Source organism: Vibrio sp. YT-19(2023), from assembly GCF_033337395.1.
In genome coordinates, this window is sequence record NZ_JAWOQN010000001.1 from 162,947 (window position 1) to 182,091 (window position 19,145).

21 protein-coding genes are annotated in these 19,145 nt (G+C 44.5%); 12 read left to right on the forward strand and 9 right to left on the reverse strand.

Going from position 1 to position 19,145, the window contains the following annotated elements; genetic code table 11:
- The first annotated feature begins 119 nt into the window (after positions 1 to 119).
- The 8 genes from R7E78_RS00725 to R7E78_RS00760 all read left to right on the forward strand — a co-directional run bounded on the left by R7E78_RS00725 (position 120) and on the right by R7E78_RS00760 (position 7,987).
- On the forward strand, positions 120 to 2,156 hold the full coding sequence (locus tag R7E78_RS00725) for a methyl-accepting chemotaxis protein (protein WP_086046942.1): 2,037 nt from the start codon (positions 120 to 122) through the stop codon (positions 2,154 to 2,156).
- A gap of 96 nt (positions 2,157 to 2,252) precedes the next feature.
- Complete coding sequence (gene rlmA / locus R7E78_RS00730) at positions 2,253 to 3,080, forward strand: 23S rRNA (guanine(745)-N(1))-methyltransferase (RefSeq protein ID WP_005380691.1); 828 nt, start codon at positions 2,253 to 2,255, stop codon at positions 3,078 to 3,080.
- Positions 3,081 to 3,178: 98 nt separating this feature from the next.
- Positions 3,179 to 4,126, forward strand: a complete 948-nt coding sequence (locus R7E78_RS00735; protein ID WP_047104404.1) for a ChaN family lipoprotein — start codon at positions 3,179 to 3,181, stop codon at positions 4,124 to 4,126.
- A 251-nt stretch (positions 4,127 to 4,377) separates the two neighbouring features.
- Entirely contained in the window at positions 4,378 to 4,737 is a 360-nt protein-coding gene (locus R7E78_RS00740; RefSeq protein ID WP_005380688.1) for a hypothetical protein, read from the forward strand.
- Between the two features lie 398 nt (positions 4,738 to 5,135).
- Complete coding sequence (locus R7E78_RS00745; protein WP_262640485.1) at positions 5,136 to 6,713, forward strand: alkaline phosphatase; 1,578 nt, start codon at positions 5,136 to 5,138, stop codon at positions 6,711 to 6,713.
- Positions 6,714 to 6,849: 136 nt separating this feature from the next.
- Positions 6,850 to 7,149, forward strand: a complete 300-nt coding sequence (locus R7E78_RS00750) for a ribbon-helix-helix domain-containing protein (RefSeq protein WP_005384938.1) — start codon at positions 6,850 to 6,852, stop codon at positions 7,147 to 7,149.
- Positions 7,150 to 7,289: 140 nt separating this feature from the next.
- A complete protein-coding gene (locus R7E78_RS00755) occupies positions 7,290 to 7,685 on the forward strand; it encodes a VOC family protein (protein WP_005380685.1) in 396 nt (131 codons plus the stop codon).
- Positions 7,686 to 7,702: 17 nt separating this feature from the next.
- Positions 7,703 to 7,987 (forward strand): putative quinol monooxygenase, encoded by a 285-nt coding sequence (locus R7E78_RS00760; protein WP_258478072.1) that lies wholly within the window; start codon positions 7,703 to 7,705, stop codon positions 7,985 to 7,987.
- 69 nt (positions 7,988 to 8,056) lie between these two features.
- Here R7E78_RS00760 and R7E78_RS00765 read toward each other — a convergent pair whose 3' ends face one another.
- A complete protein-coding gene (locus tag R7E78_RS00765) occupies positions 8,057 to 9,736 on the reverse strand; it encodes a mechanosensitive ion channel family protein (RefSeq protein WP_005380681.1) in 1,680 nt (559 codons plus the stop codon).
- 191 nt (positions 9,737 to 9,927) lie between these two features.
- Complete coding sequence (locus tag R7E78_RS00770; RefSeq protein ID WP_005384948.1) at positions 9,928 to 10,368, reverse strand: YcgN family cysteine cluster protein; 441 nt, start codon at positions 10,366 to 10,368, stop codon at positions 9,928 to 9,930.
- 188 nt (positions 10,369 to 10,556) lie between these two features.
- Between R7E78_RS00770 and R7E78_RS00775 the strand changes: the two genes are divergently transcribed.
- The 3 genes from R7E78_RS00775 (at position 10,557) to aqpZ (ending at position 12,119) form a co-directional block, all read left to right on the forward strand.
- Complete coding sequence (locus R7E78_RS00775; protein ID WP_005380625.1) at positions 10,557 to 10,805, forward strand: GlsB/YeaQ/YmgE family stress response membrane protein; 249 nt, start codon at positions 10,557 to 10,559, stop codon at positions 10,803 to 10,805.
- 137 nt (positions 10,806 to 10,942) lie between these two features.
- Positions 10,943 to 11,191, forward strand: a complete 249-nt coding sequence (locus tag R7E78_RS00780; RefSeq protein WP_213891758.1) for a YkgJ family cysteine cluster protein — start codon at positions 10,943 to 10,945, stop codon at positions 11,189 to 11,191.
- 229 nt (positions 11,192 to 11,420) lie between these two features.
- Positions 11,421 to 12,119, forward strand: a complete 699-nt coding sequence (gene aqpZ, locus R7E78_RS00785; protein WP_262640487.1) for an aquaporin Z — start codon at positions 11,421 to 11,423, stop codon at positions 12,117 to 12,119.
- Positions 12,120 to 12,170: 51 nt separating this feature from the next.
- Here aqpZ and recR read toward each other — a convergent pair whose 3' ends face one another.
- The 7 genes from recR to R7E78_RS00820 all read right to left on the reverse strand — a co-directional run bounded on the left by recR (position 12,171) and on the right by R7E78_RS00820 (position 17,916).
- On the reverse strand, positions 12,171 to 12,770 hold the full coding sequence (gene recR, locus R7E78_RS00790) for a recombination mediator RecR (RefSeq protein WP_005380619.1): 600 nt from the start codon (positions 12,768 to 12,770) through the stop codon (positions 12,171 to 12,173).
- A gap of 30 nt (positions 12,771 to 12,800) precedes the next feature.
- Positions 12,801 to 13,130, reverse strand: coding sequence for a YbaB/EbfC family nucleoid-associated protein (locus tag R7E78_RS00795; protein WP_005380618.1), 330 nt, complete (start codon positions 13,128 to 13,130; stop codon positions 12,801 to 12,803).
- A gap of 82 nt (positions 13,131 to 13,212) precedes the next feature.
- Positions 13,213 to 15,318: a DNA polymerase III subunit gamma/tau gene (gene dnaX / locus R7E78_RS00800; RefSeq protein ID WP_206970954.1), complete on the reverse strand. Its 2,106-nt coding sequence runs from the start codon at positions 15,316 to 15,318 to the stop codon at positions 13,213 to 13,215.
- Between the two features lie 8 nt (positions 15,319 to 15,326).
- Complete coding sequence (apt, locus tag R7E78_RS00805; protein WP_318057579.1) at positions 15,327 to 15,872, reverse strand: adenine phosphoribosyltransferase; 546 nt, start codon at positions 15,870 to 15,872, stop codon at positions 15,327 to 15,329.
- Positions 15,873 to 16,034: 162 nt separating this feature from the next.
- Positions 16,035 to 16,421 carry a YbaN family protein gene (locus R7E78_RS00810; protein ID WP_373920817.1) on the reverse strand — a complete coding sequence of 129 codons (387 nt, stop codon included), beginning with the start codon at positions 16,419 to 16,421 and terminating at the stop codon, positions 16,035 to 16,037.
- Between the two features lie 33 nt (positions 16,422 to 16,454).
- Positions 16,455 to 16,586, reverse strand: a complete 132-nt coding sequence (locus R7E78_RS00815; RefSeq protein WP_005380608.1) for a hypothetical protein — start codon at positions 16,584 to 16,586, stop codon at positions 16,455 to 16,457.
- 223 nt (positions 16,587 to 16,809) lie between these two features.
- Positions 16,810 to 17,916: a response regulator gene (locus tag R7E78_RS00820; RefSeq protein WP_262640489.1), complete on the reverse strand. Its 1,107-nt coding sequence runs from the start codon at positions 17,914 to 17,916 to the stop codon at positions 16,810 to 16,812.
- 289 nt (positions 17,917 to 18,205) lie between these two features.
- On the opposite strand from R7E78_RS00820, the gene R7E78_RS00825 reads away from it, so the two are divergent.
- The gene (locus tag R7E78_RS00825) at positions 18,206 to 19,081 is read left to right on the forward strand and encodes a LysR family transcriptional regulator (RefSeq protein ID WP_005384959.1); all 876 of its coding nucleotides are present in this window, start codon (positions 18,206 to 18,208) and stop codon (positions 19,079 to 19,081) included.
- Positions 19,082 to 19,145: the final 64 nt, after the last annotated feature.

Genomic DNA, 19,145 nt, shown 5'->3' on the forward strand with positions numbered 1-19,145 from the left:
TTATTGGTTACTGGTCACTTTTGACGGTTTCATTAATAAATATCAAAAAAATTGATCATATAAACCGATAGCATACCGATACAAAACTCATAAATAATAAAAATATCAGGAATTAGTCTATGTTAGAGAGATACCGAAATCAAAGTGTCGGATTCCAGTTGAAACTGGTGATCACTTTGTGTCTATTCATTGCTTTCAGCAGTATTGCAGCGCTTGTTTACCGCAACGCTTCCGATGTTCTATTGGAAAGCACACTGAAAGAACACCAATCTAAAGTAGAATCAATGGCAAAAACCATTGCTGGCCAATTCGATGCTTACCTGCACACCGCTAAAGTCCTCGAATCTACTTTTCGCAATGGCTACCTTGCCGGTGTCTATGTCGAAAATTACACGGTTGACTTCATGGGACATGAAGTACCAAACATCACTCAATACAGTGAAAGCTTAATTAATGACACCAAGTTGGTCGACAGTTTCACACGTGATACCGGCGCTATAGCAACGCTATTCGCACCATTGGGTGACGACTTTATTCGGGTGTCCACCTCCCTAAAAGATCCACAAGGTCAGCGAGCGGTCGGAACCACGCTAGGCATCAACCATCCTGGTTATCAGCAACTTAAAGCAGGACAACCGTATTACGCTCAAATTAAATTGTATGGCGAGCGCTACATTACCTACTATGCCCCAATCAAAGATGCGACAGGAAAGGTAGCAGGCCTATCGTTTATTGGCTTACCAGTAGACCAAGCGACACAAACCTTATTCGATGCACTCGAAGAGATAAAATGGGGCGACACTGGTTACACCATTATCGTTGATAACGACGACAACAATCTTGGTAAATACCTACTTCATCCAGCAAAAAGCGGCTCAGATTCGTCAATACTAGAAGTCGCCGACTACAATGGTCACAAGCCTTTTGGTCAGATTTTCGAACAATCTAGTGGATTAATTCGCTACCCTTTCGAGTACCAAGGTAACGTAGGCGAAAAGTATCTTGTCTACACAGAGGTTCCAGGTTGGAATTGGAAACTGCTAGGCGGTACGTTTATCAAAGAAGTTACAAAAGGTAGCGACACGCTTCTCACACTCATTGCCATCATTTCTTCGGTAGCGGCAATCATTACTTTTGTTGTACTGACGCTTTTCTTGAATCGCAGCTTACAACCTCTCACGACTCTAAACTCATACATGACTCGCTTAGCGGGCGGCGAAGTCAGCTTGAACATTCCAGCGTCTCGTAAAGCATCAAAGAATGAAATTACGAACCTGAGCTCGGGTGTCGCCAGTATGGCAAGTCAGCTCAATGAACTCGTTGGTAAGATCCGTTCAACAAGCGACTTAGTGGAGAGCAACTCCACCAGCGTTGCCAACGATGCACATAGCAATTTGACCCAAGCCGACCGACAACAACAAGAAGTCGAGCAAGTTGTGACAGCGATTGAAGAAATGGCCTCTTCCGCTCAATCTGTCGCACAACAAGTCGAAAGCATTGCGGAAAACGTACGCTCAGCAAATACTGATAGTCAATCTGGTCTCGCGATTGTTGAAGGCGTATGTATCGACGTTGCTCAACTTAACGATCAATTGGATCAATCAGCAACGGCTATCGAGCAAGTAAATCGCGATAGCGAGAGTATTCAAACCGTCACTAAAATGATTGATGAAATTGCTGAGCAAACCAATTTACTTGCCTTGAATGCCGCCATTGAAGCAGCACGAGCAGGTGAGCAAGGCCGTGGCTTCGCAGTTGTAGCAGATGAAGTGCGCACACTTGCGCACCGAACCCAAAGCTCAGTTCAGGATGTCGTGGAAATTATCGAGAAACTAAAAGGGTCGACTCATAATGCAGTTAATATGATGACAGACAGCCAACGCAGTGCAAACCAGGTCTTGGACAAAGCACAAGACGCGGGCACAGCATTAGAAGCCATCGCAGTACAAGTGCAGTCGATAGCCTCTCAAGCCGACGCCATTGCAGCGACTTCAGAAGAACAAGCTCAAGTTTCACAAGAAATTGCAGCAAATGCCCATTCTATCAGTGAACTTAACCGAGAAAGCCGCAACACGAGCGCAAAAACCTCGCAAAGTGCCATTGAACTTCAACAACAAGCACGAAACTTGAAAGAGCAAGTCGACTTCTTCCACTAATACTTAATAAGAGCCGACCCAGTCGGCTCTTTTTGTTTCACTTGAGACCATGCTTTTTGATAGAATTTGCCGCCCTACTTTCTGTTCGAGATCGTCATGAACTATCAATGCCCTCTATGCCACCAAGCTCTAGCGTTAAATGAAAAAACGTTTAAGTGCGAAAACAATCATCAGTTTGACTTAGCAAAAGAAGGCTACGTTAACTTGATGCCAGCGCATCACAAACGTTCTAAAGATCCTGGTGACAACAAAGAGATGATGCAAGCTCGTCGTCGATTCCTCGAAGGAGATTACTACAACCCAATGCGCCAAGAAGTGGCGCAGCTGTGTGCAACATACACTGAGGGGAGCACCCATCAATTATTAGATATTGGTTGTGGTGAAGGTTACTACACAGATCAAGTACAAAAGACGATAGAAACACAAGCGAACCATGCCACGATTTATGGCTTAGACATTTCCAAAGTTGCCATTCGTTACGCGGCGAAGCGTTACACGCACTGCAACTTTAGTGTGGCTTCTAGTCACCGACTTCCCTTCGCAAATGAATCCTTAGATGCCATTTTGCGCATTTATGCCCCGTGTAAAGCTGAGGAGCTGCAGCGCGTTGTAAAAAACGACGGCGTTGTTGTCACGGTTACTCCTGCTAGCCGCCACTTATACCAACTGCGTGAGCGCATTTATCAAGAAGTTCGTCTTCACAATGAAGAACCAGAACATATTGAAGGGTTTGAATTAGAGCACCAGCAGCATCTTAACTATGTTATGGACTTGAAAAACGGAGCCGCAATCGATTTATTGCAAATGACGCCATTCGCATGGAAAGCAACCGATGCTCTTCGTGAAGAGTTGAAATCCGCTACACTTTTCCAATGTGAGGCTGATTTTATGTTGCGTGTATATCGCAAAAAAACACTCAATTAATAAGTCAAAAAAAACAACAAACGCAAATAGTTATCATTTATATTGATTCATTGCTCAGCCTCCATTAATATCATCCGGACATTTTTGGAGGCTTTTCAATGCGCTTTTCTACTTTGAGCTTGCTCTTTGCAGGCTTACTTACTGGTTGCTCTTCATATACGCAAACCAACTCTCACGCAACCTCAGCGGAAGTCACTAGTTTTTACGACTACCAACTATACACCCCTTCTGGCGAGCATATCGCTCTAAGCAAACTGCCAATTGAGCTGCAACAAGCAGATGTCATTCTTATTGGTGAATGGCACACACACGCCGGCGTTCATCGCTTTCAAACCGATATGCTCAAACAACTTACGTCCTACGACCGCTCACTCGCGTTATCTATGGAACAATTTACCCGCGACAAACAACCTGTTGTTGACGCTTACCTACGTGGGGAGATCGGCGAACAGTACTTAATGAAACAAGCCAACGCTTGGCCCAATTATGAAAGCGACTATCGCCCTCTCGTGGAGTTTGCTAAGCAGAAAAATCTCCCGGTCATTGCAGCAAATGCACCAAAGAGCATTGTTCGATGCATTGGTCGACAAGGGCTAGATTACATTAACAAGCTCGATGATGATCAGCGAATGTTCATTGCACAAGCCATCAACACTGGTAGTAGTCCGTACAAAGAAAAGTTCATGGCATCCATGCATCACGGTAAGCCAGAGCAGACGGAAAAACAGTTTGCAGCTCAAGTTACTTGGGATGAAACTATGGCGGAATCTATCGTTAGCTACCTAGACGACAACCCAGGCGCTCAGATTGTCCATGTTGCGGGCAAGTTTCACACCGAGCAAGGGTTGGGTACGGCAGCATCAATCTTAAGCCGCAACCCGAGCTTAAAAGTGGTTGTAATTAGCCCAACAGATAACGTGCTTTCTGATAATACAGACTATCAGTTAGAGGTTCTCGCACCACCAGTACGGTATGTACAAGATGCTCACCGCATGGCGGCATATCAACATCTAACTAAACGCAATAACGATCTTCAATGTAAGTAGCTGGTCTTCAATTTAAGTTACTACCTTGTCGTTGCGTTGCATCATCACACCGCTCCGAGTTCATAGAGTGACAACGGTCTGCTTCCTGCTGGTCTATTTTTTGCTAAAGATCACCAATAGAAACTAGAAGCGGCAAAAGCAGACCTGTTTTTATCCAAATAGCTTCAGAAATAAACTTTGCCGCCGATAAAAATATAACTGCTTTTTACCCGCACTCAGTGACCGAGTGTCGATGTTCCAAGGAGTATTCGATGAATCCAGTAGGAAGCACTTCTGTTAATAGCTATGCCAAACAATCTGTCGCCTCTAAACAAGCAAGTATTGCACAAGAAGAAACTAGTGCTTCGCCGCTGAAAGTCGAACACAATAAGGTGACGCTTTCGACCGAAGGCAAAGCGCTACTTGCCGCTCTGCAACAAATCGAGCACGACAGCAAGAAAATAGAAGCAGAAGATAAATCTGTTGGTGAAAAGGTCGAATCTTTCACGCATGGTGCTCTTGGCATGGATCACCCCGATAAAATCGAGAAAGAAGAGGATGGCTCATATTCTGCGGGTCAATACCTTTCTGCGGCACTTACCGTTGGTGGCATCATACTGGCATTAGTCTGATAACCAGTCTGATAATCGTCACGACAACAAATCCTATTTGAACCAAACACTTACTGCAGCCCATAATTTAATAAGCCAAAGAACGATATGATGCAAACGTAAGTGAATTCGACCGCTCTTGTGGCCCGATAATACATGCTCGTTTATTGCTCCCTAAACTAGGTTTCTTGTGAAGGCACTGAATGGATAACTTTAGTCCATGCTTTCAACTCCTAAGCGTAATCCAAGCCCACGTTTGTGGGCTTTCTTCTTTCCAAACTAACGAACGTTAGAGAGCGACTCATTTTTTCTGCAAAACCAAACAAAAACGACAATTTGGTTAAACTTTTATTACCGACACAAAACCTTCATAAATCATTGCTTTAATGCCTGCGCTTTCAATAAACAAGGAAAATATAATGAAGCGCTTAGTATCTCCAATCGTTACGGCAGTGGCTGCATCTACCCTCTCTTTCAACGCACTCTCAGCTGAAATCAAAAACGTCATTTTGATGATCGGCGACGGCATGGGTCCTCAACAAGTTGGTTTACTCGAGACCTACGCAAAACACGCACCTAACTCGGTTTACAAAGGCGAAAGCACAGCGTTATACAAACTCGCTCAAGAAGGTGTGATTGGATCATCACTGACCAATCCAGAAGACGCAATTGTCGTCGACTCTGCGTGCTCAGCTACGATGCTAGCGACAGGAATCCCTACCGCTTCTGAAGTCATTGGCATTGATAGCCAAGGCAACCATGTCGAAACTATTTTGGAAAAAGCCAAAAGTAAAGGTAAAGCAACTGGGCTCGTCTCTGATACGCGTATGACCCACGCAACGCCAGCAGCATTTGCCGCTCATCAACCACATCGCTCCCTAGAAAACAGTATTGCGGCGGATATGCTCGAAACAGGCGTAGACGTGATGATGTCTGGGGGACTTCGTCATTGGATTCCAAAGTCGACAAACGACAAGGGAGAGACATACGAGCAACTTGAAAAGCTCACTCAAGGTAATGTCTACCTAAAATCGAAACGCAAAGACGAACGCAACTTGCTTGCCGAAGCGCAAGACCAAGGCTATAGCTTAGCTTTCAGCCGCGATATGCTCACACAAGCTAAAGGTGACAAATTACTTGGACTTTTTGCTTACTCGGGCATGAACGATGGTATTGCCTACAGTCAAAGCAAAAACGATCCAAAACGCACGCAGCCATCGCTGAAAGAAATGACCACCAAAGCAATCGACATTCTTTCAAAAGACAAAGACGGTTTTTTCTTGATGGTTGAAGGCGGTCAAATTGACTGGGCTGGCCACAGTAACGATGCAGGTACGATGCTGCATGAAATGCTTAAATTCGATGAAGCGGTAAACTCAGTTTATGAGTGGGCAAAAGGCCGTGATGACACCCTGATCATTGTTACTGCTGACCACGAAACCGGCTCTTTTGGCTTTAGCTACTCATCAGCAAACTTGCCTAAACCACAAAAACGCGACGGCGAAGCATTCAAAAATCAGGATTACGCGCCAAACTTCAACTTTGGTCAGTTCGAGATCCTCGATGGTTTATACAACCAAAAGAAAAGTTACTACGGCATGATCAGTGAATTCCAAGTGCTTGATAAGAAAGAGCAAACTCCAGAGAAGTTTGCGGAAGTCGTGAACGCAAATAGCGATTTTTCGATTACGCCTGAGCAAGCAGAACGCGTATTAGCAAGTAAACCAAATCCATACCGACTCGCTGGACACAAATACTTAAGCGAAGAGAACGTACCGACAATCAATGACTTTGATGCTTTCTTTCCTTACAACGACCGTGGCAACTTGCTAGCGCGTGAGCATGCAACAAAACAAAACACAGTATGGGGGACGGGTACTCATACGCATACTCCTGTCAACGTATTTGCTTGGGGACCTGCAGAAACTATCCTTCCGGTATCAAAAATCATGCACCACTCGCAACTAGGCGAGTACTTGAAGCAACAAATTAAATAATCAACTTGCACTTACTTCACAACTCGTGATGTTTCAACGCTCTCGCAAGGGAGCGTTTTTTTATGCATGAAAACAGTTGACGTTTTAAATCGTACACCACAATAATTATGGGTCTTTAATTATATGAATAAAGAAAATGTGCGAAATCTTTGCTAAGCAACCCCAAGACAACTATCAGTTCATCACCCGCTCTATCCGTATTGATGGTCACGCGACCAGTGTAAAACTTGAAGCGAGCTTTTGGACAATTCTTGAGGAAATCGCTAGTGCTCAAAACATGACGGTTCCTAAATTCATAAGCACTGTTTATCAAGAAGCACTCGAATACAATGGTGAAGTGAACAACTTTGCCTCCTTACTCAGATGCGCCTGCCTCACGTACGCTCGCCAACCTCAAGAGACCACTCGTCAAGCACTTGCGCAACTTAACAGTTAATAGCAACCAACCGACCAATAACCATCCTAAGCTATGTATCCGTATTATAACCCCTTGAGCATCTTCTAATTTGTCGTACTAGAGTACTACCCAGACTCCTTTTGAAATCGCTAACCTATGCGGACTATCAAGGAGTACCCATGACAAAAATGATTCACACCATGATCCGAGTAAGTGATCTGGACCGCTCTCTACAATTTTACTGTGACGTACTTGAACTAGAAGTCGCTGATCAATACATCTTTGATGGCTTTTCTCTAACCTATCTAGCCAACCAAGAAACTGGCTTTGAATTGGAACTGACGCACAATCACGACCAAAGTGAGCCCTACACTCACGGCTCAGGCTACGGCCACCTTGCCGTCAGCGTGGAGGACATTGAACAAGCCCACAAACGCATTAAATCTCTCGGCATTGAAACTGGTGACATCAAAGCCTTTGACCATCAACAAAAGCATTTAGCAACGTTCTTTTTTGTAACCGACCCTGATGGTTACAAAATTGAGTTCCTGCAACGCCAAGGGCGTTACCTATAACAAAAAGAGTAAACATTATGATGCACTTGACGGCTACCTTTCATGCACAACCGGGAAAAGAACAAGAGTTGAAAGAGGTACTTACCCAAGCGCTTGAACCTACTCGCAATGAAGAAGGTTGCGTTCGTTATCAATTGTTCCAAGATAAAGACAATGCATGCCACTTCGTTTTTCAGGAGCAATTTAAAAACCAACAAGCATTTGAGCTTCATGGTAAAACAGAACACTTTGCTCTTTTGATTAGCCAGATCGACAACTTGTTAGAATGCGAGCCGAAACTGGTGTTCTTCGACGAACTGTAACAATAACGCTAACCGAAGATCAAAAAAGGCACTCTACCTAGAGTGCCTTTCACTTGTTAGGACCTGTGATTAAGCGTCTTGCTTCTCCACCATATGCAAATGCACATCTTGTTGTGGGAAAGGAATCGAAATACCTTCTCGGTCGAAGCGTAGTTTCACTTCTTTTGTCACATCCCAGTATACATCCCAGTAATCATCCGTTTTTACCCAAGGACGCACAATAAAATCTACAGAAGACGTATTTAATGTATGAACTTTGATCATTGGCTCTGGAGTGCGAAGTACCGAAGGGTGAGAGGTAATGATATCAGACAATACTGACTCCGCTTTTAAGAGGTCATCCGCATAGCCAATGCCAAACACCATATCCACGCGGCGAATGCGTTCATGCGTGACGTTCTTAATAACATCTCCCCAGATTTTGCTGTTAGGAACAATAATAATTTGGTTATCAAACGTACGGATTGTGGTGTTCACCAAACTCATATGGCTTACCTTGCCATCCACACCGCCAGCATACACAAAATCACCAACATCAAATGGGCGATAAATAAGCAGCATCATACCCGCCGCGAAGTTGGATAACGTGTCTTGCAACGCGAAACCAATAATCACACCAGCAATACCGAAACCGGTTAGGATTGGCGCTAGGTTCAAACCAAGCTGAGATAAGCCCACCATGATACCGATCACCCACACGAATTTGCCGGACATCGAGATAAAGAAGTCCTGCATCAAGTGGGAAAGTTTTAAGTTTTTCGATGCAACTGCTTTACGGACGACTTTGCGAGTTAACTTAGCCAGTCCGCGAGCGATCAATAAAATCAGCGCAAAAACAAACAACTGGAAGATATGCTGCGGTGCATTCTCGGCAAACCAATCCAGTGCCGAGTTGGACCAGTGACTCAGTATTGACCACACAACTTTGGTATTCAGTAAATCATGGGTGATATTACCCGTCACTTCAAAAATTTGGCGTTTGTATTCAGACGTTTCTAAACCGACTTTATCACCAATTGAAATCAGGTTGCGTAAGCTTTCTGTCGCAATATTTAGCCTTTGTTTAGTAATGAGCTGACTAAGTTGCAACGACGCTTTTTCCGACTCTGGGCTAGACGAAAGTTGGGAGCCAATGATCTCACTTTGCTGACTCAAGTACTCAATTGAAGCAGACAGTAAGCGCATACGTTTATCAATTTTATCTTTTAGTTCCGCTTCTGCGCGCTCGTTTTGGGCCCCTAGCTCCTTCAACCAAGCGAGATTTTGCCAGCTCGAATCGAAGCTAACATCAAGATAACGCTGTAGCTCTCGATAATCATTAACAAGAGCAAGCTTCTCTTCATCCTTAGCCTTATTTAAATCCTCGACGACTTTCTTTATTTTTTCCGATAGATAGTTCGTCGCATCCTCAGAGTATTGTTCTTGTTTTTTAACTAGCAAGATCAGCTTGTCGCGAGAGATAGTTTCACGTTCAATCGCTGACGCTAACTGGCTTCTTAATTCTTCATTCTTTTGGAATAGTTGCAGTTGAAGGGCATCACGCTCGTCGCCACTCGCTTGCGAGAGGCTTTGGGATAAATCCACAATCTCTCGGTTCAAGTTGTCAATCGAGATTTCGGCAGCAGAAGGCTCTTGGATATCGTCAGTAGCAGTCGCATGAACAGCCATTGGGGAGAACATAATGACGGCAAGTGCGAATAATGTCACCCAAGATGTCAGGCGCAGTTTCTGGGGGAAATGAAACGTCATGTTTACCTCATAGGGAACAATCCTGATCAAAACAATCAGGAATAGAAGTGTAAAGCGTTGAAATCATACTCCTAAGTTTACAACACTAAATAATAAACTGAGCAGCATTTCGTTAGCGAGACGTCAAAGTTGGGAGCCCCAATAGCAAACAAGCCTTTCATTTAATCAATGAAAGGCTTGTTTGTATTCGACTAAGGACGGTTGGGATGATTTAAAATATGGTCTTCCCAATCCACCACATCAATCTCGTAAACAACTTTGTTACGGACACTTTCCCCTGCCGCATGCATTGCGGACTTAGAGCCTGTAATCAACGGATGCCATTCTGGTAAAGGCTGCTTTTCAGCCAACAGACGGTAAGCGCACGTGTGTGGCAACCAAGTAAAATCGTCGATGTCTTCTCGGGTCAGCTTGGTGCACTCTTCACCCGAAGTGAAACGGTTTGGGTAATCCTTACACGAACACGTTTTACTGTTCAGCCAGCTACAGGCCACATTGGTATAGTAGATTTCATCAGTATCTTCATCCATCAGCTTATGCAAACAACATTTGCCACAACCATCACAGAGAGATTCCCATTCCTCTTCTGTCATCTGCTCTAACGATTTACTTTGCCAAAATGGAGTGCTCATACTTCAGGTCTCACCAAGGGAATTTAGGGGGCGATTTATACTCTTCTCAACGCAAAAGTTCAAGTTTTGAGAAGATCTTGCATCCTTCCCACATAACGGTGGAGATATTCAACTACTTTCGTTTTACTGTTCTATCCTTAAACAAGTTTCCATTACTCAATTGATCAAGAAGGCATTAAGGAGTTTTCATGGGTATTATTTCTTGGATTATTTTGGGCTTAATCGCCGGCGCACTTGCTAAATGGCTCATGCCAGGAAAAGATGGGGGCGGTTGGATTGCAACAATGTTACTTGGTATTGCAGGGGCATTTGTAGGTGGCTTCCTTGGCGGCATTCTCGGTTTCGGCGGAGCAACTGGCGTCAACATTGGTAGTATCATTACCGCAACACTAGGCGCATTTATTCTGTTGTTTGTTTATAACCGTTTCTTAAAATAATCACGATGATTTAAAAGCAAAAAACCAAAAAGGGAGCGTAATGTTAAGCGCGCCCTTTTGTTTTTTTCTTTCTTCACTCTTCCAATCCACGTCAAAATGACCATAATTGGCCCCTTAATTTTTAAGAGGTTTACATTATGGATTGTCGATTAGGATGTGGAGCGTGCTGTATTGCGCCAAGTATCTCTTCACCAATACCTGGAATGCCAAGGGGCAAACCTGCAGGTGTTCGTTGTGTGCAACTCAACGACGACAATTTGTGCAAGCTATTTGGTAAGCCTGAACGCCCCAAAGTCTGTCACGATTTTAAACCGTGTCCGATTGTATGCGGCAACACCAATCAAGAAGCACTCGACAACATCACTGAATTAGAACAATTGACGTAACGCGACTCTAGACCACACGTTTAAAGTTAGTACCTCGGTTGTTTCTCTCCGAGGCAGTAATCAAAGCAAACTCAAGATTTAGCACTTCCCCCCTCTGCTTTTGATCTCACCCTTGAGAACTCTTGCCACATAGCGTTCCATTTGCGGTTTTTGCGCGATCTCCCTCACAATTTATTGACAATTCTCGACTATGTTCAGCGGGTCATTTAATTAAAGATCAGGAAAGAACATGAATAAGTATTTGGCTGAGGCTTTTGGCACGTTCTGGCTAGTGTTGGGCGGCTGTGGTAGCGCGATGTTGGCTGCGGGTTTCCCTGAAGTGGGTATTGGTCTGTTGGGCGTTTCTTTGGCATTCGGTTTAACCGTTCTGACGATGGCATTTGCTATCGGTCATATTTCAGGTTGTCACTTGAACCCTGCAGTGACAGTTGGCCTTTGGACTGGCGGTCGTTTTGAGACAAAAGACGTTGCTCCCTACATCATCTCACAGGTGATCGGCGGGCTTATCGCAGGTGGCGTGCTTTACGTTATTGCATCTGGACAAGCAGGATTCGATGTTGTGGGTTCTGGCTTTGCCGCCAATGGTTATGGTGAACACTCTCCAGGCCAATACTCGATGATCGCTGCACTTGTGACTGAAGTTGTCATGACGATGATGTTCCTGATTGTCATTATGGGTGCAACAGACAAACGTGCGCCACAAGGCTTTGCACCTATCGCAATTGGCCTGTGTTTGACTCTCATTCACCTGATCAGCATTCCTGTCACCAATACGTCAGTAAACCCTGCTCGTAGCACGGCAGTCGCAGTATATGTGGGTGACTGGGCGGTTTCTCAGCTATGGCTGTTCTGGATTGCTCCTATTGTGGGTGGCGTGCTTGGTGCGGTTATCTACAAAAACCTTCTTGGTAAAGAATCGAACGATTAATCGTTCCTAACTCCCAAAATCAAAAAAGCCGCTGAATTCAGCGGCTTTTTATTAAATTCTGTGTCGACCTAATAGCGAATGTGACAACGTCGTGCCATCAACAAGCTCTAGCTCCCCACCGACAGGCACACCATGCGCGATGCGGCTGGCATCAACTTGGTGCTCTTTACATAGCTCTGCGATGTAGTGGGCAGTGGCTTCACCTTCAACTGTTGGGTTTGTCGCCAAAATCACTTCGGTAATATCACCGCGACGTAAGCGGTAATCAAGGACATCCAATCCAATATCACTTGGACCAATACCATCTAATGGCGACAAATGCCCCATAAGAACAAAATACCGACCAGAATATTGGCCTGTTGCTTCAACGGCTGCGATGTCTGCCGGGCTTTCTACCACACAAATTTGACCATTTTCTTGGCGTTTTGGGTTGGTACAAATGTGACAGACTTCTTCTTCGGTGAAGGTTCGACACTCAGTACAATGACCTATTTCTGTCATTGCCTGACTCAGCGCATCTGCAAGCTGCAAACCGCCTTTTCTATCGCGCTGTAACAAATGAAAGGCCATACGCTGCGCTGACTTGGGGCCAACCCCAGGTAGACAACGTAAGGCCTCCATCAATTGCTCCAGCATATGACTGGTACGCATTAAAAGTCCGCTTAATTAAATATCAGCAGATTAGAATGGCATTTTCATGCCTGGTGGTAGTTGCATCCCGCCAGTTACAGAAGCCATTTTCTCTTTTTGAGTTTCTTCAACACGACGGGCTGCATCGTTGAACGCCGCAGCGATCAGATCTTCAAGCATTTCTTTGTCGTCTTCCATCAAACTTTCATCGATGTCAACACGACGTACGCTGTGACTACCAGTGATAGTAACTTTAACTAGGCCAGCACCAGACTCGCCAGTTACTTCCATATTCGCGATTTCTTCTTGAAGCTTTTGCATGCGATCTTGCATTTGCTGGGCTTGCTTCATTAGGTTGCCCATACCGCCTTTACCAAACATGTTTATCTCTCTGGTTTAATGAGGTGTTGCATCAATTAATGGGGTTATACCTTTGGGTTTTCAACCCCATTCCATTCGATTATTAGATAGGGCGCACACTATCTTTATCAAGCTCTGCAGCAAAACGACGTTCAATAAATTGAACATTTGGATCGTTTTCTAAACTGTTCAGCGCTTGCTGTAATTTCTCTTGGTAGAGCCTATCTCTCAGTTCAAGTGGTGTTTCTCCACTCTCCCCTATTTCGATGCTCATGTGGCACTCTTCACCTAACACGGTATTAAGTGCTTTGAGCAATTCGGCTTGAGCTCTATCAGTATTCAAATGAGCTTGGCTGCTTCTCAATAGTAACGAAACGGTTGTTCCTTCCTTACTATAATGAGAGTTTAGCGCAAGTTGCTCTACCAGCTTAGGGATCTCCATTAAGCTGATGAGCTTCGCCCATTCATTATGTTCTAATGACTCATCGATGAGCTTTTGTGCCATTTCAGGCGTTTTCTCATGCTCAAGTGCCTGCTTGAGCTGCGTAGGTGTCAGTTTTGTATTTACTTTTGTCTCAACAGGCTTGCTTGGACGCCAGCGATACGCTTCCTCAACTTGTGGCTCCGTCGACTTCGGAGCTGAGTTTGGCGACACCTGCGCGGAATTGCCATGCAATTGCGCTACTCGGTCGATAACCGATTCTGGTTGTGCAGATGCCGCTTTAGGCTTTTTTGAGCCACCATTTTGAGGAGTGTTCTGTTGTAGGCCTTGACGCTGAGAACGTAATTGGTGACGTAAACCGCTTAGACCACCGCGCGCCGGTGTTGAAACGCTCTCTTGCACTTGTTGAGGTGGCGTTTCATGCTGCGGTGCAGGGTTTTCGCTCATCGGCGGCGCCATATCATACTGTGGCGGAACCCTCTCATATCCACTCGCGTGATATTCAGGTTGTGAATTGGATGAAGGTTGAGGCGCCACTTGTGGTGAGCTTTGTGCTGGACTCGGCTGCTGAGCTCGAGGAGCTGCTACTGTCTGAGCTGGTGCAGTCTTTGATTGACTGGCACTTTGAACTGGGGCTGAAGCTGATTCGCAGTTACTGGAAACAACATTTGCCCCACTGTTACTTGATGGGCGGAACGCCATCATACGCAGCACAATCATTTCCAGACCGACTCGCCCATTTGGCGAGAGGGTCAAATCTTCACGACCTTTCAATGCAATTTGATAGTAAAGCTGAACGTCTTGCGGGCTTAGAGCTTTACTCAACAGCTCAATTTTCTCTGCATCTGGTTGTGCTCGGTCTAACGACGCGGGCAACGCTTGATACATCGCAATTCGGTGTAACTGTGTTGCGACTTGCTGCAACAAACCATCCCACTCAACACCATTTGCCGCTAATTGTTGGATTTTATCCATAGCTTGTTGAGGTTTCTTGCTGCTGATTGACTCTAGTAAGTGAATCGCTTGGTCGGTATCAATCGTCCCCAACATGTGGCTGACAATATCGGCTTGCACCGCACCGTTACCTAAAGCTATTGCTTGATCAGTCAAGCTGAGAGCATCACGCATACTGCCATCTGCAGCATGTGAGATCATACCCAACGCTTTTGGCTCTGCTGAAACTTGCTCTTGACCTAGGATGTAATCAAGTTGCTGGTGAATATCATCAACGCTGATTGGTTTCAGATGAAACTGAAGACAACGCGACAATATAGTGACAGGCAGCTTTTGTGGATCAGTTGTTGCGAGTAAGAACTTCACATACTCTGGCGGCTCTTCCAGGGTTTTCAACAACGCATTGAAAGAGTGACGCGATAGCATGTGCACCTCATCGATGAGGTACACTTTAAAACGTCCACGAGCAGGTTTGTATTGAACGTTGTCTAACAGTTCACGAGTGTCTTCAACTTTAGTACGTGATGCTGCGTCGATTTCAAGAAGATCGACAAAGCGACCTTCATCAATTTCACGACAAGTATCACACTTACCACAAGGTGTCGCGGTAATGCCGGTTTCGCAGTTCAAGCCTTTGGCAAACAGCCTACCGATACTCGTTTTACCCACACCACGAGTCCCGCTGAACAGATAAGCATGGTGTAAACGGTTTTGCGCCAGTGCGTTTTCCAACGCCGTCAGGACATGTTTTTGTCCGACAACTTGGTCAAACTGATTAGGACGCCATTTTCGCGCTAAAGCTAAATAACTCATTGAATGTATTAATGTCCTTCAAAATCGCAAATGCTGTACACGTTTAGACCTAGTGCTTCTAAACGTTTATCACCACTGATTTCTGGTAGGTTGATAACGAACGCAGCGTGCTCAACTTCACCGCCCAGTTGGCGAATCAGTTTAGTCGTCGCTTCAATAGTACCGCCCGTTGCCAATAAATCGTCGACAACCAGTACTTTGTCACCTTCAACGATGGCATCTGTATGGATTTCTAGTGTATCAACGCCGTATTCAAGCTCATAAGATTGAGCAACAGTAGGGCGTGGTAGCTTGCCTGGTTTACGCACTGGTACAAAACCAACACCTAGCTCAAGCGCTAAAGGCGCACCAAATAAAAAGCCACGAGCTTCCGTACCCACAACCTTGGTAAAGCCCATATCTTTGTAACGTTCAACAAGTAAGTTGATCGTCGCTTGGTATGCTTTTGCGTCTTCAAGAAGGCTCGTCACATCACGAAATAGAATGCCTGGCTTTGGGTAGTCTTGGATGCTTTTGATGCTAGATTTGATCAGTGAAATTGTTTCTGTAGTCATAATACCGATTTACTTAGATTGGCTCATCGCCCTCTCTAATCGCAGTATCACGAGGGCAACGAACAATAGGTTTTCACCACTATGTGCTTATTTTCGTAAAAGTCACAGGCGCTGAAAATACAAACGCCCACTCGAAGAGCGGGCACACTATTCTCTACAATCTTAGTGATTTTCTTCTCGGTCAGCAACCAACTCAATCACAGGCAGACGCATAAACCAGCTGAGTAAAACGATTAGCATCACTAAAAGACCAATTTTTACCCAAACGAGGGGGACAACAACGATTGAAACCATGAAACTAAGCGCAATAAAAATCGCACCACGCTTTTTTACTTTTGAAGTAACAGCCCGATGCTTATGCCAATTGCCGAGAATGGGTCCAAACGTTTTGTGGTTATGTAACCATTGATGAAATGCGGGGCTACCACGCATAAAACATGCGCTAGCAAGCAAAATAAAAGGTGTGGTGGGTAAAAGTGGAAGGGCTATGCCGGCTATGCCGAGCACAATACAGAGTCCACCAACAGTATTGAAAAAGTAACGCTTAATACGAATGGTGAACTCCGGTACAAAATAGCTAGATTAAAAGCCTGCGTAACCATTCATTACACGAAGCCAGGTTAGCGTTGCAGGAAGTGTTGGGATCAAAAGAACTGCAATAAAACCTAAAAAGTAAAAAATATTATAAGGCTCTTTAAAATCTTTGTCTGCCATGATGTGTCTTCTCACTAGTTGACTTTGCTTCTCCCAAGGCACAGCGTTAAATTATCGTTGCACAAATGGGTCATTATTGTTTTAAGCGCTGACTATACATTAAACAGCCAAATCTAAACACCAGTAAAAAGTAAGGTTATTAAACTAAACGTATGTTGTTTTGGTGGTTCTAAAAAGATAATAAGCAGCGTAAGGACGCTGCTTATTGGTTTGCAAGTCATAATTATACTAGTCGGGATTTCCGGGTAATACTTAAACTAAAACTTGAAGAACCTAAACACCCGATAGATAACTGTCCTGCAACACTAAGCGGTAAATCGCGGGTGATGAAGTTTTTCATACTTCCTCCCCCTAAACGGTTACCTGCTGCGATGTGTTGATTCGTATTTCCGTCAGACCAATGGCTATCTAAACCCGCAGGCAATATAGAGACCGAGGATGAAGCGAGGTCGGCGACACCAAACACAGCATTGACTGCACCCGCACACTCCGAACACTCAATTCCTTTTTCAATGATCCCTACCATGTCCTTGAGATCAGCACTGAAACTTTTCAAGTTACGGAGATAGTCGTCAAACAATGCCCTAACGAGCAATGTCGTCGCAACTCCATCATTAGCTTGGGAAGCAGAATCAACTAGATAAAACGCAAATTGACCATTCATTAACCAACGATAATCGAAAACCAAGGGCATCACATCCGTCGATTGCAATAAACGGTACGAGCAGCGCCAATCTCCCTGAGCAGCATCCTTTTCTGGCAATAGAGCTTGCAGTAAATCTCTTGCCGCACTCGGATTCTGTTGTAAATATTCCAGATGCCAATACAGCTCTTGTTCATCTGGGATTTCACCACCATCATCAACCCTGAACCACTGACTTGAAAAGTCACGTTGTTCTGAGAAGTGGCTATCGGTATCTTCTAGCGTATTCTCTATCGCCTGAGATAGGTGCTCATAATTACCTATCGGTTTAGGAAGAAAATCTTTAATACCAAATCGCAACGCTTTCGCGACATCGGACATTTCATCCGTGCCTGATACCACGATAAACGGCATATATGGGTATTCGAGACTAACTTCTTCGACGAACTCGATACCATCTAAGACCGGCATCGATAAATCACATAAGATAAGATCGGGTTGGCATTCCCTGAGTTGTTGAAGCGCTTCTAGGCCGTTTTCTGCTTCTACTACTTTAAAACCCTGACTTTCTAAATAGGCATTGGTTACTTTACGAAATATTGGATCATCGTCCACCAACATTATTAGTTTTTGATTAATCACTTCCTGTGCCGAGACCATTGCCGTTTGACTGTGAGTCTTAAACATACCTTTATCCCTCACAAAGCTCAGTCAAAAAAACAGATTTATTATTAAGTCATTATTTTTGTTGTGTTTACTTCCAGCAAAACGTGTCACAGCAAGACCTGAGGCCGCTTTGCCTTGTTATAAAACTTAGCTCGGAAACTGCATTAATACAAATATTACGGCGTATAACAGTATTTACTCAAACAGGGTTGCTGTGTTCAAATGATGCAACATGTTGACTTAAAGCAAGCTTTGATCACAAAGTTAATTATAAATTAACCGTAATCGGTAATTTAATGTGTCTGGAAATATGAAATTAGATGACTTAAACCTGTTTCGACTGGTTGTCGAAAATGGGAGCTACACCGCAACTTCGCGAAAAACCATGATCCCGGTTGCGACCATCACCCGACGCATTCAAGCGCTAGAAGACTCTGTCAATCTTCGACTATTGAACCGTCATGCTCGCAAACTCTCGCTCACTGAAGCAGGGGAACGTTTTTACCATGAGTGCTCTCCTTTACTACAAAGGCTAACAACCGCAGCAGAGGAAATCACTGACGACTGCCGAGGAGCATCCGGCAAGATTAAGATATCCGCGCCTTATAACTTAACTAAACGAATGATGATGCCGATGTTCAACAGCTTTATGAAGCAGTACCCGGACATCAACATTGAGCTAACGACAGAGAATAATGCGGACAAGCTTGACCCTACTGAATGGGATGTAATTTTTCGAGTGGGACCGCAACGCGACTCTAGCCTCATCGCGCGTAAGATTGGCGAAGTGAAGGATATTCTCGTTGCAAGCCCTGACTATCTAACCTCGAATCCTGCGCCACATCATGCAGAAGAGCTCTCTAACCATTCATTGCTAAAAGGGTACCCACTTATTAAGTGGACCTTGATTAATAGCAAAGGCGAGTCTGTGGTGAATGTTGATCGTGGTCGTTTTCAAGCAAACGCGCTCAATGTGGTGCGCAGCGCTTGTTCCGAAGGTTTAGGCATCACACTAATGCCAGATGTCATGATCAAAGAGTACATCGAGAGCGGCGATTTGGTACGCGTACTGCCAGATTGGAGTGCAAACCCGCGCGACATTTATATGCTTTACAACCACAAAGACCACCTGCCAGAGAAAGTTCGCCTCTTTATTGACTTTGTGATCGCTTATAACATTCACTAATTAAGTAGCGAAAACAAAAAACCAGAGCCGAAGCTCTGGTTTTTTTACGACTTAAGAAAACGCA